The organism is Pseudomonas sp. IT-196MI5 (assembly GCF_949767415.1).
Classification (GTDB): Bacteria; Pseudomonadota; Gammaproteobacteria; order Pseudomonadales; family Pseudomonadaceae; genus Aquipseudomonas.
Genome location: NZ_CATKPZ010000044.1, coordinates 302,183 through 318,064, shown reverse-complemented (window position 1 = coordinate 318,064; position 15,882 = coordinate 302,183). Strand labels below are relative to the sequence as shown.

Here is a 15,882-nt window from a genome sequence, read left to right as displayed (position 1 = left end):
TTTGCGTTGGCTGTTGGTGCCTCTTCGCTGGCAAGCCAGCTCCTACAGGTTCGCGCAGTCATTGTAGGAGCTGGCTTGCCAGCGAAGAGGCCGTGTCAGGCAACATAACAATCGATGCGCAATAAAAAGCCCCGCACTTCTTTCGAAGACGGGGCTTTTCAGTATTGCGGCGATCAGAACAAATCGATCGGCGCCGCTTCATCCGCCGGCAGCGGGCTGCCCGGTGCCATGCCATTGCTGATCTCGTTGATCGACGGCGGCGTATCTTCGGCCTTGAACAGCTCGAAATAGGCCCCTGGCGTGCCCGGGGTGGCTGCGCGGCCACTGACCGGATCGACTCGCAGGCTGAGGATGCCTTCCGGCTCCGGCTGCGTATGCGGCGGTTTGCCTTTGAGCGCGGGGCCCATGTAGTTCATCCAGATCGGTAGCGCGACCGTGCCGCCGAATTCCTTGCGGCCCAGGCTTTCCGGTTGATCGAAACCGGTCCACACGGTCGTCACGTAATCGGCGTTGTAACCGGAGAACCAGGCGTCCTTGGATTCGTTGGTCGTACCGGTCTTGCCGGCAATGTCCGGGCGGCCCAGGGCCAGTGCGCGGCGACCGGTGCCGAGCTTGATCACGTCCTCAAGCATGCTGTTGAGGATGTACGTGGTGCGCCCGTCAATGATGCGTTCAGCCACGGCGGGTGCTTGTGGCGTCGACGTAGTGCCTGGGGTTTCGCCCACCGTTGCGTTGACTGTGAAGGCTTGAGGGGCGGTTGGCGCGGCAATGCCATCGCTGGCTGCGCTGCCCAGAGGCACGCTTGGTGGGTTGGCGACGAACAGTGTGTCGCCGTTGCGGCTTTCGATCTTGTCGATGATGTAAGGGGTGATCTTGTAGCCGCCGTTGGCGAAGGCGCTCCAGCCAGTGGCGATTTCCATAGGCGTCAGGGTTGCGGTGCCCAGCGCCAGGGACAGGTTGGGTGGCAGGTCCTGTTTGTTGAAGCCGAAGCGAGTGATGTAGTCGATGGTCTTGCCTACGCCCATCGCTTGCAGCAAGCGGATCGATACCAGGTTGCGCGACTTGTACAGCGCTTCACGCAGGCGAATCGGACCGAGGAAGGTATTGGTGTCGTTCTTCGGGCGCCAGACTTTGTCCAGGTACTCGTCGACGAACACGATCGGTGCGTCGTTCACCAGGCTGGAGGCGGTGTAGCCGCTATCCAGTGCGGCGGCGTAGACGAACGGTTTGAAGCTCGAACCCGGCTGGCGCTTGGCTTGCAGTGCGCGATTGTAGTTGCTCTGTTCGAAGGCGAAACCGCCGACCAGCGAGCGAATGGCGCCGTTCTGCGGGTCCAGGGACACCAGCGCGCCCTGGGCTTGCGGTATCTGGCTGAACTTCAGCGAGTTGTCCGGCTGACGCTGCACGCGAATCAGATCGCCCACTTGAGCCACGTCCGAAGGCTGCTTCGGATTGGCGCCCATGCTGTTGGTATTGAGGAACGGGCGGGCCCATTTCATGGTGTCCCAGCTCACGTGTTCCTGGCCGGTGCGGGTCAGCACTTGCAGGCCGCTCTTATCGACCAGGGTCACGATGGCCGGTTCCAGGCCGCTGATGGTGCGTTGTTTGGTCAGCTCGGTGGCCCAGGCTTCGCGAGTCTTGCCTGGCAGCCGCGACTCGGGTCCGCGATAGCCATGGCGCTGATCGTAGGTCATCAGACCTTCATGGACCGCGCTGTTGGCCAGTTCCTGGAGGTTGCTCGGCACCGTGGTGGTGACGCGGAAGCCTTCGGTATACGCGTCGCTGCCATAACGGCCAACCATTTCGGCGCGGGCCATTTCGGCGATGTACGGGGCGTTCACTTCCGGGGTCGGCACGTGATAGCTGGCGTTCAACGGCTCGTTGATCGCAGCGGTGTAGTCGGCCTCGCTGATTTTCCCGAGCTTGTACATGCGCCCCAGGATCCAGTCGCGACGCTCCTTGCTGCGCGCCGGGTTGGCCAGCGGATTGAAGCGCGACGGTGCCTTGGGCAGGCCGGCAATCATCGCCATCTGCGCCAGGCTGACATCACGGATCGATTTGCCGTAATAGACCTGTGCTGCCGCCTCGATGCCGTACGCACGGTTACCCAGATAGATTTTGTTGACGTACAGCTCGAGGATCTCGTCCTTGGTCAGCTGCCGTTCGATCTGCAGGGCCAGCAGGATCTCGGTGGTCTTGCGCGAAAAGCTGCGTTCACTGCTCAGGAAGAAGTTCTTCGCCACTTGCATGGTGATCGTGCTGCCGCCGGACTGGATGTGTCCGCTTTTGACCAACTGGGTCGCGGCACGCATCAGGCTGCTCGGATCGACGCCGTAGTGGTTGGCGAAATTGTCGTCTTCAGCACTTAGTAACGCATTGATGAAATTGGGGGGAATGTCGGCGAAACGGATCGGTGTACGGCGCATTTCGCCGAATTCTGCGATCAACTTGTTATCGCTGCTGTAGACCCGCAAAGGGATCTGCAACTGGATGCTTCTCAGTGCCTCCACGGACGGCAGCCCGGGACTAAGGTAGAGGTACGCCCCGCTCAGACCCAGAAGGAGTCCGCAGAAAACCGCGACGATGGACCAACCGAAAAACTTCAGCAGACGAATCAAGGCTTTTGGATATCCAGGGCAAAAAATGAATTGGGCAACAGGGTTCAGGCTAAATGAGAACGACCCGCGCATTGAGCAAATACGGAAAAAAAGCGCTGGGCATTATAAGCATTTTTTCTGCTCGGGAGCGTGGTTGGCGCTGCTGTCAAGACGGGTGGATTGAACGCAATCGACATTGCAGAGTCCGTAACTCACGGAAAGTCATAGGGAATTGGTAGTGCCAGGACTCTTCAGCAAAAAATCCAATACGCTGCTGGGAATCGATATCAGCTCCACCTCGGTGAAGCTTCTGGAGTTGAGCCGTCAGGGCGAGCGCTTCCGGGTCGAGGCCTATGCGGTCGAGCCGTTGCCGGTCGGCGCGGTGATCGAAAAGAATATCGCCGAGCTCGAAGGCGTGGGGCTGACCCTCGCCCGCGCGCTGACCAAGGCCAGAACCGGCCTCAAGAACGTGGCCGTGGCCGTGGCGGGCTCGGCGGTGATCACCAAGACCATCGAGATGGAGTCCGGTCTTTCCGAGGACGAGATGGAAAGCCAGCTGAAGATCGAGGCCGATCAGTACATTCCATATCCCCTGGATGAAGTCGCGATCGACTTTGAAGTCCAGGGCACCTCCGGGCGCAATCCTGAACGTGTCAACGTGCTGCTCGCCGCTTGCCGCAAGGAAAACGTCGAAGTCCGCGAGGCGGCCCTGGCCCTGGCGGGGCTGACCGCCCGCGTGGTCGATGTCGAGGCTTATGCGCTGGAGCGTTCATTCGAACTGCTGGCCAGCCGACTCGTGGTTTCCGGGGAGCCTTCGACAGTCGCAGTGGTGGATATCGGTGCCACCATGACCACCCTGAGCGTGCTGCACAGCGGGCGGATTATCTACACCCGCGAACAATTGTTCGGCGGTCGGCAATTGACCGAGGCAATCCAGCGTCGCTATGGCCTGACGCTGGAGCAGGCGGGGCTGGCGCAAAAGAAGGGCGGCCTGCCGGATGACTATGCCAGTGAGGTCTTGCAGCCATTTCGAGAGGCGCTGGTGCAGCAGGTGTTGCGCTCGTTGCAGTTCTTCTTCGCCTCAGGCCAGTACAGCGCCGTCGACCATGTCCTGTTGGCCGGCGGTACCGCGTCGATCCCGGGGCTGGACCGATTGATCGAGCAGCAATTGGGCACGCCGACCCAGGTTGCGAATCCTTTTTTCGAAATGACGCTGGGCAGCAAGGTCAATGGTGCTGCTCTGGCGAGTGATGCCCCGGCGTTGATGATCGCCTGTGGTCTGGCCCTCAGGAGCTTCGACTGATGGCACGGATCAATCTTTTACCCTGGCGCGAGGAGCGGCGTGAAGCCCGTCGCAAGCGCTTGCTGCTGATCCTGGTGGCCGTGATGGTGGGCACGATGGGCGCGGTGCTGGTCGCGAACCAGGCCATCAGCGGCGCCATCGACCGGCAAGTCGCCCGTAACGACTACATCGGCAAGCAAGTCGCCGTGGTCGATGAACGGATCAAACAGATCGATGATCTCAAGGCGCGCCGTCAGCAACTGGTCGAGCGCATGCGCATCATCCAGGACCTGCAAGGCAATCGCCAAATCAGCGGGCGAATATTTGACCAATTGGCGCGAGCACTGCCCGACGGCGTGTATTTCACCGAAGTGAAAATGACCGCAAAGACCTTGTCCATCACCGGCGCTGCGCAATCGAACAACCGTGTTTCAGACTTGATGCGCAACCTCGAGGCATCAGACTGGTTCGATGCGCCGAACCTGACCGAAGTCAAGGCCACAGCTGCCGGCCAGGTGGAGCAGGCCAACGTCTTCCAGTTGACCGTTCGTCAGACTCAGCCCGCAACACCGGAGGAGGGCAAATGAGTCCGTCCGAATGGTTCGAAGGGCTGCGCAAGATCGACATCAATGAGCTGGATACCAGCAACATGGGTTCCTGGCCGCCGCCGATCAAGTTTCTGGTGGCCGGGTTGCTCATGCTTCTGGTGCTGGCCCTGGGCTACAACTTTTCCACTCGCGACCTTGAGAGCCAGCTCGATCTCAAGCGCGAGGAGGAGTCGACACTCAAGGAGCAGTTCGCCGACAAAACCCGCAAGGCGGCGAATCTGGATCTTTACACCCGGCAACTGAAGGAGATGGAGAACGCCTTCGTCGTACTGCTGCGACAATTGCCCGGCGACACCGAAGTGCCCGGCTTGCTGGAAGACATCACTCGTACTGGTCTGGGCAGTGGCCTGGAGTTCGAAGAGATCAAGCTGCTGCCGGAGGTCGCCCGGCCGTTCTACATCGAACTGCCGATCCAGATCACGGTCACTGGCGATTACCACGACCTGGCCACCTTCGTCAGTGGTGTGGCCGGGTTGCCGCGAATCGTCACCTTGCACGATTTCGACCTTGCCCCCGTCAGCCCCCAGGGTGGTCCGAAACTGCGCTTGAGCATCCTCGCCAAGACCTACCGCTACAACGACAAGGGACAGCATCAATGAGCCCGGCGCAGCGTTTTTCGGTAGTGGTGGTGCTGTCTGCTCTGTCCGGTTGTGGCGCAGGCGATGACTACAACGATCTGGACGCGTACATGGACGAAATGCGCCTGCGTGGGCCGGGCAGGATTGAACCAACGCCGGTATTCCGGTCTTACCCGACATTCACTTACAACGCGGCGAATCTGCGCAGCCCGTTTTCACCGCACATCAGCACTGATCTGGCGGCCCGGCGGCGGGGTTCACCTAACGTCAAGCCCGACCCTGGTCGGGTCAAGCAATACCTCGAAGGTTTCAACATCGAGCAGTTTGAAATGGTCGGCACCCTTTCCAGTGCAAAGGGCTCCTATGCCTTGCTGCGCGGGGCGGGTGGGGTCCATCGGTTGAAAGTCGGCGATTACCTGGGGCGTAACGATGGACGGATCGTTGCGATCAGTGGCTCGCAGGTCGATGTGGTTGAAATTGTCCCTGATGGTCAGGGCGCGTGGCTGGAGCGTCCCCGGACCATTCCTTTGAAAGAGCATTCATAGTGGAACTCCAATAATGAACAGGATTCTTTCCACCGTTGGCCTTTCGCTATGGATAGCGTTGTTGTCGCCGATGGTACAAGCGGTCAATCTCAAGGCGCTGGATGTCGCTGCGCTGCCGGGTGACCGTGTCGAGTTGAAGTTGTCGTTCGATGCACCGCCCCCAGTGCCCCACGGCTACACGACGGAATCTCCGGCCCGGATTGCCTTGGATTTGCCGGGCGTCGCCAGTCAGCTGGCCAGCAAGACTCGCGATCTCGGCAGTGGAAATGCCCGTAGTGCAACGGTGGTGGAAGACCGGGACCGTACGCGATTGATCATCAACCTGACCCAGCCGGCCCCATACGACTCGCGAATTGAAGGCAACAATTTGCTGTTAGTTGTCGGGCAGGGTGTCAAACCGTCGACATCCAGGCCAGTAGCCCCGGCAGTACCGGTTCCGGCAAGAGCCGCAGCGCCGGCAGGCAAGTCCATTCGGGGGGTGGATTTCCAACGGGGAACCCAGGGTGAAGGCAACGTGGTGATCGACTTGTCGGATCCATCGATGGCGCCCGACATACAAGAGCGCGAGGGCAAGATCATCGTTGGCTTTGCCAAAACCCGATTGCCTGAGCCGTTGCGCGTGCGTCTGGATGTGAAGGATTTCGCCACGCCAGTGCAGTTCGTCAACGCCAGCGCCAGCGGCGATCGAGCCACCATCAGCATTGAGCCCGGTGGCAGGTTCGATTACTCGACCTATCAGACCGACAACAAGCTCACGGTCAGCGTTCGTCCGGCGACGGTCGACGACCTGCAAAAGCGCAATGCCGGGCAACAGGCCTACAGCGGCGAGAAGCTTTCGCTGAATTTCCAGGACATCGATGTACGTTCGGTGCTGCAACTGATCGCCGATTTCACCAACCTCAATCTGGTGGCCAGCGACACGGTGCAGGGTGGCATCACTTTGCGCTTGCAGAACGTGCCGTGGGATCAGGCGCTGGATCTGGTGCTGAAAACCAAGGGGCTGGATAAGCGCAAGGTCGGCAATGTCCTGCTTGTTGCGCCGGCCGATGAAATTGCTGCCCGTGAGCGCCAGGAGCTGGAATCACAGAAGCAGATTGCCGATCTGGCGCCATTGCGTCGGGAGTTGTTGCAGGTCAACTACGCCAAGGCGGCGGACATCGCCAAGCTCTTCCAGTCGGTGACCAGTGCCGAAGCGAAACCCGACGAAAGGGGATCGATCACCGTCGATGAGCGCACCAACAACATCATTGCCTACCAGACCCAGGACCGGCTGGACGAGCTGCGCAGGATCGTCACGCAACTGGATATCCCGGTGCGTCAGGTGATGATCGAGGCGCGCATTGTCGAAGCCAACGTCGACTATGACAAAAGCCTCGGGGTGCGTTGGGGTGGCTCGATACAGAACAAGGGCAACTGGAACACCTCTGGCGTCAGTAATGGACTCAATGGATCATCGACCATTGGCACACCGGGCAGTACCAGCACCAACTCACCGTTCGTCGACATGGGCACGGTCAATAACACCTCGGGCATCGGCATCGCGTTCATCACCGATAACGTCTTGCTGGATCTGGAGCTGACGGCCATGGAGAAAACCGGCAACGGGGAAATCGTCTCGCAACCCAAGGTGGTCACGTCCGACAAGGAAACCGCAAAAATCCTCAAAGGCACCGAGATTCCCTATCAGGAAGCCAGTTCCAGTGGCGCGACTTCGGTGTCGTTCAAGGAGGCGTCGCTGTCGCTGGAGGTGACGCCGCAGATCACGCCCGACAACCGGATCATCATGGAGGTCAAGGTGACCAAGGACGAACCGGACTTCCTGAACAAGGTCCAGGATGTGCCGCCCATCAAGAAAAACGAAGTCAACGCCAAGGTCCTGGTCAACGATGGCGAGACCATCGTCATTGGCGGTGTTTTCTCAAATACTCAGAGCAAGGTCGTAGATAAGGTGCCATTTCTTGGCGATGTGCCGTATCTTGGCCGCCTTTTCCGGCGTGATGTGGTTTCGGAGAAAAAATCCGAGCTGTTGGTATTCCTCACTCCGCGTATCATGAATAACCAGGCGATTGCTGTGAGTCATTGATTCTGTGCGAAATTTGATTCTTGTTGGACCGATGGGTGCTGGAAAAAGCACCATCGGCCGGTTGCTGGCCAAAGAGCTGCGCCTGCCATTCAAAGATTCCGATAAGGAAATTGAATTGCGCACGGGCGCCAATATCCCTTGGATCTTCGATAAAGAAGGCGAACCGGGCTTTCGTGATCGCGAACAGGCAATGATTGCCGAGCTGTGCGATTACGACGGTGTGGTGCTGGCGACAGGCGGCGGCGCGGTCATGCGCGAAGCCAATCGCCGGGCACTGCATGCCGGTGGGCGGGTGGTTTATCTGCATGCGTCGGTCGAGCAGCAGGTCGGCCGTACGGCCCGCGACCGCAATCGGCCATTATTGCGTACTGCCGATCCGGCCAAGACCCTTCGGGATCTGCTGGCGATCCGCGATCCGCTTTATCGGGAAATTGCCGACCTGGTGGTCGAAACCGATGAGCGCCCGCCACGAATGGTCGTACTCGACATTCTAGAGCGCTTGCAGCAGTTGCCACCCCGTTAAAGCGCCGCGCGAAATGCGCTATCCTCGACGTCGCGCCATGACCGCTCAAGGTTGTGGCGGATGGCTTGCGAACGGCGTCACACCAGCAGAGGCCGTGGATATCCGTAAACTCAGGGCAGGATGCCTGATTCATTTTCACTGTGGGGACACATGCAGACACTCAAGGTCGATCTAGGCGAGCGCAGCTACCCGATTCATATTGGCGAAGGTTTGTTGGATCAGCCTGAGCTGCTGGCCCCGCACATTCGCGGACGGCAAGTAGCGATCATTACCAACGAGACTGTTGCGCCGCTCTATCTCGAGCGTCTGACCCGCAGCCTGGTGCAGTTCTCGGTGATTTCCGTGGTGCTGCCCGACGGCGAAGCCTTCAAGACCTGGGAAACCCTGCAACTTATTTTCGACGGCCTGCTGACTGCCCGGCATGACCGCCGCACCACAGTGATCGCCCTCGGTGGCGGTGTGATCGGTGACATGGCCGGCTTTGCCGCCGCCTGCTACCAGCGCGGCGTCGATTTCATCCAGGTTCCGACCACACTGTTGTCACAGGTCGACTCTTCGGTGGGCGGCAAGACCGGGATCAACCATCCGCTGGGCAAGAACATGGTCGGCGCCTTCTATCAGCCGAACGTGGTGCTGATCGATACCGCCAGCCTCAATACCCTGCCGGCGCGCGAGCTGTCCGCCGGATTGGCCGAAGTCATCAAGTACGGGCTGATCTGCGATGAGCCGTTCCTGACCTGGCTCGAAGACAACGTCGACCGTCTGCGCAATCTGGATCAACAAGCCCTGACTTATGCCATCGAGCGCTCCTGCGCGGCCAAGGCGGCGGTGGTCGGTGCCGATGAGAAAGAGACCGGTGTTCGTGCCACGTTGAACCTGGGCCACACTTTTGGCCACGCCATCGAAACCCACATGGGCTATGGTGTATGGCTTCATGGTGAAGCTGTGGCTGCTGGCACCGTAATGGCGCTGGAAATGTCCGCGCGACTGGGCTGGATCAGCGAACAAGAGCGCGATCGCGGCATTCGCCTGTTCCAGCGTGCGGGGCTGCCGGTGGTACCGCCAGAAGAGATGACAGAAGCCGATTTCCTCGAACACATGTCCATTGATAAAAAAGTGATCGACGGTCGTTTGCGCCTGGTGCTGCTGCGCCACATGGGTGAAGCGGTGGTGACCGACGATTATCCGAAAGAGGTTCTACAGGCCACGCTGGGGGCAGACTACCGCGCCCTGGCCCAGCTTAAAGGTTAATAAGAACACGATGACTAGTTTGCATGCCGACGAGGCTTTCCTCGGCCATTACCAGTTGAGTCATGACCCTTTTGCTCCACGGGTGCCTGGCTTCAAATTTTTCCCGGCCCAGCGCAAACCCGTGCTGGGACAACTGCATCACCTGGCGCGTTACAGCCAGTTGCTGCTGGTGGTCACTGGCCCCGAGGGCAGTGGCAAGACCCTGTTGCGTCAGGCCCTGGTCGCCAGCACCAACAAGCAATCGGTACAAAGTCTGGTGGTGTCCGCCCGTGGCGCCGGCGATGCGGCCGGAGTGTTGCGTCAGGTGGCCCAGGCGCTGAACGTCGCCCAAGCTGATGCCGACGCTATTCTGGCCCAGGTGGTACAGCTTGCACTGACCGGGCAGGAAGTCTATCTGCTGGTCGATGACGCCGAACAACTCGACGAGTCCGCCCTTGAGGCGCTGATGATCCTCGCTGCCGGCGCGCCTGAGGGCCGCCCGCATGTGTTCCTGTTCGGTGAAACCTCGCTGATTGCTCAGCTTGAGGCTTTGCATCTCGAGGAAGAACGTTTCCATGTCATCGAGCTGCAACCCTACACCGAGGAAGAAACCCGCGAATATCTGGAACAGCGGCTCGAAGGCGCTGGTCGCGGTATCGAACTTTTCACCGCAGATCAGATCTCTGATATTCACGAAAGCTCCGAAGGCTGGCCTGGCAGCATCAATCAGGTCGCCCGCGATGCAATGATCGAAGCCATGATCGCCAGCCGCTCAGCGGTCAAGCGTCCAAAAATGGGGTTCAATATGCCGAAAAAACACGTATTGGCGATTTCCGCCGTGGTCGTGGTCGCGGTAGCTGCCGCCTGGTTGATGCCGGGCCGCAACAAGGCACCGACCACGGGTGCACCGGCCAACGAACAGGCGCAACTGCCGCTTGGCCAGGGTCAGCCAGCAGCGAATGGCGGTGCTCCGGCCGTCGAATTCGCCGGCAACACGCAGCCGATGCCATTGCCGTTGGTCGGCAATTCGCAGCCGGTCATGCGCGCTCCGCTGGCTGAAGCGGCGGGTGGTATCACCGAAGGCGACGACGGCGTGCCGGTCGAAGGCTCCAGCGCTACGCCACCGACGGTGACCACCACTGCACCGCCTGTGGGTGTTCCTGCCGGTCCAGCGCCGACGCCAGCCGCCAAGCCTGCCCCTGCGCCGACTCAGGTCGCCACCGCCAAGCCTGCGCCTGCTCCAGTGGCCAAGCCTGCTCCAGCGCCAGCCAAGCCAGCCGTTGCTGCTGCAGCCAAGCCTGCCGAGAAACCGGCTCCGGCTCCGGCGGCCAAGGCGGCTGGTGGCACCTGGTACGCAGGGCAAGCACCGGGCAACTACGTGGTACAGATTCTCGGCACCAGCTCCGAAGCGAGCGCGCAAAGCTTCGTCAAGGAGCAGGGCGGTGAGTACCGTTACTTCAAGAAAGTCCTCAACGGCAAGCCACTCTACGTGATCACCTATGGCAACTTTGCCAATCGTGATGCAGCTGTTTCCGCCATCAAGGCCTTGCCAGCGAAGGTTCAGGCTGGTAAACCTTGGCCTCGCACTGTCGCCAGCGTCCAACAGGAACTGGCAACAACTCGCTGAAGATTCGGCGGCCTTACCCAGGCCGCCTCTCCAAGCACCTCAAAATTTCTACAAGTGCGCGCCGCCTTCCGGGCTGCGTGCCTTGTGGTGTCTGCGTCATAGTAGCTTTTGAGTCGTAGCGGTCAAAATTAAAAAAAGTTTTGACTAGCACAGCAGATCGCTTTAAACCTTTCACAAATGCGACATAGATTTGCGACATTTCGTCGTCAAATTTGTGAGGCCAAGTGTCGGTGTGTACAATGACCTCCCTTTTGTTTCCGCAAAGCTGGCGTGCGTTCGGCGCGGATGGCAAGTGGTTGAATTGAAAAGAAATTTGCCTCGATCAGAGGCAGCCTGGTGAGAAAGTGTCTATGAAAGCAGGTCTGTACCAACCAGATGAATTCAAGGATAACTGCGGTTTCGGCCTGATAGCCCATATGCAGGGCGAGCCCAGTCATACCCTTTTGCAAACGGCCATCGAGGCCCTGACCTGCATGACCCACCGCGGTGGGATTAATGCCGACGGCAAGACCGGTGACGGTTGCGGTCTGCTGATTCAAAAGCCGGACGTGTTCCTGCGAGCCATCGCCCAGGAAACCTTCGGCGTCGAAATGCCCAAGCAATACGCCGTGGGCATGGTCTTCTTCAACCAGGACCCGGTCAAAGCCCAAGCTGCTCGCGAGAACATGAACCGCGAGATCCTGGCCGCCGGCTTGCAACTGGTCGGCTGGCGCAAAGTGCCGATCGACACCAGCGTCCTCGGCCGCCTGGCCCTTGAGCGCCTGCCGCAGATCGAGCAAGTGTTCATCGGCGGTGAAGGCCTGAGCGATCAGGACATGGCCGTCAAGCTGTTCACCTCCCGTCGTCGCTCGTCCGTGGCCAACGCCGCTGACACCGACCACTACGTCTGCAGCTTTTCGCACAAGACCATCATTTACAAAGGCCTGATGATGCCGGCGGACTTGACCGCCTTCTATCCGGACCTCAGCGACAAGCGCCTGCAAACCTCGATCTGCGTGTTCCACCAGCGCTTCTCCACCAACACCCTGCCGAAATGGCCGCTGGCCCAACCGTTCCGCTTCCTGGCGCACAACGGCGAGATCAACACCATCACCGGCAACCGCAACTGGGCCGTGGCCCGTCGGACCAAGTTCAGCAACGATCTGATGGACCTGGAAGAGCTCGGCCCGCTGGTCAACCGCGTCGGTTCCGACTCCTCGAGCATGGACAACATGCTCGAGCTGATGGTCACCGGTGGTATCGACCTGTTCCGTGGCGTGCGGATGATCATTCCGCCTGCGTGGCAGAACGTCGAGACCATGGACCCGGATCTGCGTGCGTTCTACGAATACAACTCGATGCACATGGAACCGTGGGACGGCCCGGCCGGCGTGGTGATGACCGACGGTCGTTACGCGGTGTGCCTGCTCGACCGTAACGGTCTGCGTCCGGCGCGTTGGGTCACCACCAAGAACGGCTTCATCACCCTGGCCTCGGAAATCGGTGTCTGGAACTACCAGCCTGAAGACGTGATCGCCAAGGGCCGTGTGGGACCTGGCCAGATCTTTGCCGTGGACACCGAAACCGGTCAGATCCTCGACACCGATGCGATCGACAACCGCCTCAAGTCCCGTCATCCGTACAAGCAATGGCTGCGCAAGAATGCCCTGCGCATCCAGGCGACCATGGAAGACAACGACCACGGTTCGGCGTTCTACGACGTCGATCAGCTCAAGCAATACATGAAGATGTACCAGGTTACGTTCGAAGAGCGCGACCAGGTGCTGCGTCCACTCGGCGAACAGGGCTACGAAGCCGTGGGCTCGATGGGCGACGATACGCCGATGGCCGTGCTGTCCCAGCGCGTGCGCACGCCGTATGACTATTTCCGCCAGCAGTTCGCGCAGGTCACCAACCCGCCGATCGACCCGCTGCGTGAAGCCATCGTCATGTCGCTGGAAATCTGCCTCGGTGCCGAGCGCAACATTTTCCAGGAGTCGCCGGAACACGCTTCGCGCGTGATCCTCAGCTCGCCGGTCATTTCCCCGGCCAAGTGGCGCTCGCTGATGAACCTCGATCGTCCGGGCTTCGAGCGCGCGATCATCGACCTCAACTACGACGAAAGCGTCGGCCTGGAAGCTGCAATCCGCAATGTTGCCGATCAGGCTGAAGAAGCCGTGCGCTCCGGTCGTACCCAGGTCGTACTGAGTGACCGTCACATTGCCCCGGGCAAGTTGCCGATCCACGCGTCCCTGGCTACCGGCGCGGTGCACCACCGCCTGACCGAAAAGGGCCTGCGTTGCGACTCCAACATTCTGGTGGAAACCGCCACCGCCCGCGATCCGCATCACTTCGCCGTATTGATCGGTTTCGGCGCCTCTGCCGTTTACCCATTCCTGGCCTATGAAGTGCTCGGCGACCTGATCCGTACCGGTGAAGTGCTGGGCGACCTCTACGAGGTGTTCAAGAACTACCGTAAAGGCATCACCAAAGGCCTGCTCAAGATCCTGTCGAAGATGGGTATCTCGACCATCACGTCGTACCGTGGTGCGCAGTTGTTCGAAGCCATCGGCCTGTCCGAGGAGGTCTGCAACCTGAGCTTCCGTGGCGTGCCGAGCCGCATCAAGGGTGCGCGTTTCGTCGACATCGAAGCCGAGCAGAAAGCTTTGGCCACCGAAGCCTGGAGCCCGCGCAAGCCGATCCAGCAAGGCGGCCTGCTGAAGTTCGTCCACGGTGGCGAGTACCACGCCTACAACCCGGACGTGGTCAGCACTCTGCAGGCCGCTGTGCAGCAGGGCGACTACAGCAAGTTCAAGGAATACACGTCACTGGTGGACAAACGCCCGGTATCGATGATCCGCGACCTGCTGAAAGTCAAAACCCTCGATACTCCATTGGATATGAGCGAAATCGAGCCGCTGGAATCGGTGCTCAAGCGCTTCGACTCCGCCGGCATCTCGCTGGGCGCCCTGTCGCCGGAAGCTCACGAAGCCCTGGCCGAAGCCATGAACCGCCTCGGTGCGCGTTCCAACTCCGGCGAGGGCGGCGAAGACCCGGCGCGCTACGGCACCATCAAGAGCTCGAAAATCAAGCAAGTGGCGACTGGCCGTTTCGGTGTGACCCCGGAATACCTGGTCAACGCTGAAGTACTGCAGATCAAGGTCGCCCAAGGCGCGAAGCCGGGCGAAGGTGGTCAGTTGCCGGGTGGCAAGGTCAACGGTCTGATCGCCAAGCTGCGTTACGCAGTGCCGGGTGTGACCCTGATCTCGCCGCCGCCGCACCACGACATCTACTCGATCGAAGACTTGTCGCAGCTGATTTTCGACCTGAAACAAGTCAACCCGAAGGCGCTGGTCTCGGTGAAGCTGGTGGCAGAAGCGGGCGTCGGCACCATTGCTGCCGGTGTGGCCAAGGCCTATGCGGACTTGATCACCATCTCCGGCTACGATGGCGGTACCGGTGCATCGCCACTGACCTCGATCAAATACGCGGGCGCACCGTGGGAACTCGGCCTGGCCGAAACCCACCAGACCCTGCGTGGCAACGACCTGCGCGGCAAAGTGCGGGTACAGACCGACGGCGGCCTGAAAACCGGTCTCGACGTGATCAAGGCCGCGATTCTCGGCGCTGAAAGCTTCGGTTTCGGTACTGCGCCAATGATCGCCCTGGGCTGCAAATACCTGCGCATCTGCCACCTGAACAACTGCGCCACCGGCGTCGCGACCCAGAATGAGAAGCTGCGCAAGGATCACTACATCGGTACCGTCGACATGGTGGTGAATTTCTTCACCTACGTCGCCGAAGAAACCCGTGAGTGGCTGGCCAAGCTGGGCGTGCGTTCCCTCGAAGAGTTGATCGGCCGTACCGATCTGCTGGAAATCCTCGAAGGTCAGACCACCAAGCAACATCACCTGGACCTGACCCCGTTGCTGGGCAGCGATCACGTGCCGGCGGACAAGCCGCAGTTCTGTGGCGTGGAGCGCAACCCGCCGTTCGACAAGGGGCTGCTGGCCGAGAAAATGGTCGCTATGGCCACCTCGGCGATCAATGATCTGAGCGGTGCCGAGTTCGACCTGGAAATCTGCAACTGCGACCGTTCCATCGGTGCACGGATCTCCGGTGAAATCGCGCGCAAGCACGGCAACCAGGGCATGGCCAATGCGCCGATCACCTTCCGCTTCAAGGGCACTGCCGGGCAGAGCTTTGGCGTGTGGAACGCCGGCGGCCTGAACATGTACCTGGAAGGCGACGCCAACGACTACGTCGGCAAGGGCATGACCGGCGGCAAGCTGGTGATCGTACCGCCCAAAGGCAGCGTCTACCGCACCCAGGACAGTGCCATCATCGGCAACACCTGCCTGTACGGTGCCACTGGCGGCAAGCTGTTCGCCGCCGGCACCGCGGGCGAGCGTTTTGCCGTGCGTAACTCCGGTGCCCACACTGTGGTGGAAGGCACTGGCGATCACTGCTGCGAGTACATGACGGGTGGTTTCGTCTGCGTATTGGGCAAGACCGGTTACAACTTCGGCTCTGGCATGACCGGCGGTTTCGCCTACGTGCTCGACCAGGACAACAGCTTCGTTGACCGGGTCAACCACGAACTGGTGGAAATCCAGCGGATCAGCGGTGAGGCGATGGAGGCCTATCGCAGTCACCTGCAAAACGTGCTGAACGAGTACGTCGCGGAAACCGACAGCGAGTGGGGTCGTGAACTCGCCGAAAACCTCGATGACTACTTGCGCCGTTTCTGGCTGGTCAAGCCCAAGGCTGCCAACCTGAAATCGTTGCTTTCCAGCACCCGTGCCAATCCGCAGTGATATGCGCCTGAAG

The 15,882-nt window shown here is 60.2% G+C and carries 10 protein-coding genes; 9 read left to right on the top strand and 1 reads right to left on the bottom strand.

Annotated elements, in window-relative coordinates; genetic code table 11:
* Positions 1-173 precede the first annotated feature (173 nt).
* The gene (locus ACM6IK_RS22375) at positions 174-2,615 is read right to left on the bottom strand and encodes a penicillin-binding protein 1A (RefSeq protein WP_414876084.1); all 2,442 of its coding nucleotides are present in this window, start codon (positions 2,613-2,615) and stop codon (positions 174-176) included.
* Positions 2,616-2,835: 220 nt separating this feature from the next.
* Between ACM6IK_RS22375 and ACM6IK_RS22370 the strand changes: the two genes are divergently transcribed.
* The 9 genes from ACM6IK_RS22370 (at position 2,836) to gltB (ending at position 15,869) form a co-directional block, all read left to right on the top strand.
* Positions 2,836-3,900, top strand: coding sequence for a pilus assembly protein PilM (locus ACM6IK_RS22370; protein ID WP_414876041.1), 1,065 nt, complete (start codon positions 2,836-2,838; stop codon positions 3,898-3,900).
* Complete coding sequence (locus ACM6IK_RS22365; protein WP_108216243.1) at positions 3,900-4,466, top strand: PilN domain-containing protein; 567 nt, start codon at positions 3,900-3,902, stop codon at positions 4,464-4,466. The genes ACM6IK_RS22370 and ACM6IK_RS22365 overlap by 1 nt, the downstream gene beginning before the upstream one ends.
* Positions 4,463-5,086 (top strand): type 4a pilus biogenesis protein PilO, encoded by a 624-nt coding sequence (locus tag ACM6IK_RS22360; protein ID WP_414876040.1) that lies wholly within the window; start codon positions 4,463-4,465, stop codon positions 5,084-5,086. Before ACM6IK_RS22365 ends, ACM6IK_RS22360 begins: the two co-directional genes overlap by 4 nt.
* The gene (locus tag ACM6IK_RS22355) at positions 5,083-5,610 is read left to right on the top strand and encodes a pilus assembly protein PilP (protein ID WP_414876039.1); all 528 of its coding nucleotides are present in this window, start codon (positions 5,083-5,085) and stop codon (positions 5,608-5,610) included. The genes ACM6IK_RS22360 and ACM6IK_RS22355 overlap by 4 nt, the downstream gene beginning before the upstream one ends.
* Positions 5,611-5,623: 13 nt before the next feature.
* Positions 5,624-7,693, top strand: coding sequence for a type IV pilus secretin PilQ (pilQ, locus tag ACM6IK_RS22350; RefSeq protein WP_414876038.1), 2,070 nt, complete (start codon positions 5,624-5,626; stop codon positions 7,691-7,693).
* Positions 7,694-7,697: 4 nt separating this feature from the next.
* Positions 7,698-8,216 (top strand): shikimate kinase AroK, encoded by a 519-nt coding sequence (gene aroK / locus ACM6IK_RS22345; RefSeq protein WP_015093141.1) that lies wholly within the window; start codon positions 7,698-7,700, stop codon positions 8,214-8,216.
* Positions 8,217-8,366: 150 nt separating this feature from the next.
* Positions 8,367-9,467 carry a 3-dehydroquinate synthase gene (aroB, locus tag ACM6IK_RS22340; RefSeq protein ID WP_414876037.1) on the top strand — a complete coding sequence of 367 codons (1,101 nt, stop codon included), beginning with the start codon at positions 8,367-8,369 and terminating at the stop codon, positions 9,465-9,467.
* A gap of 10 nt (positions 9,468-9,477) precedes the next feature.
* On the top strand, positions 9,478-11,073 hold the full coding sequence (locus ACM6IK_RS22335; RefSeq protein ID WP_414876036.1) for an AAA family ATPase: 1,596 nt from the start codon (positions 9,478-9,480) through the stop codon (positions 11,071-11,073).
* Between the two features lie 350 nt (positions 11,074-11,423).
* Positions 11,424-15,869, top strand: a complete 4,446-nt coding sequence (gene gltB / locus ACM6IK_RS22330) for a glutamate synthase large subunit (RefSeq protein WP_414876035.1) — start codon at positions 11,424-11,426, stop codon at positions 15,867-15,869.
* Positions 15,870-15,882: the final 13 nt, after the last annotated feature.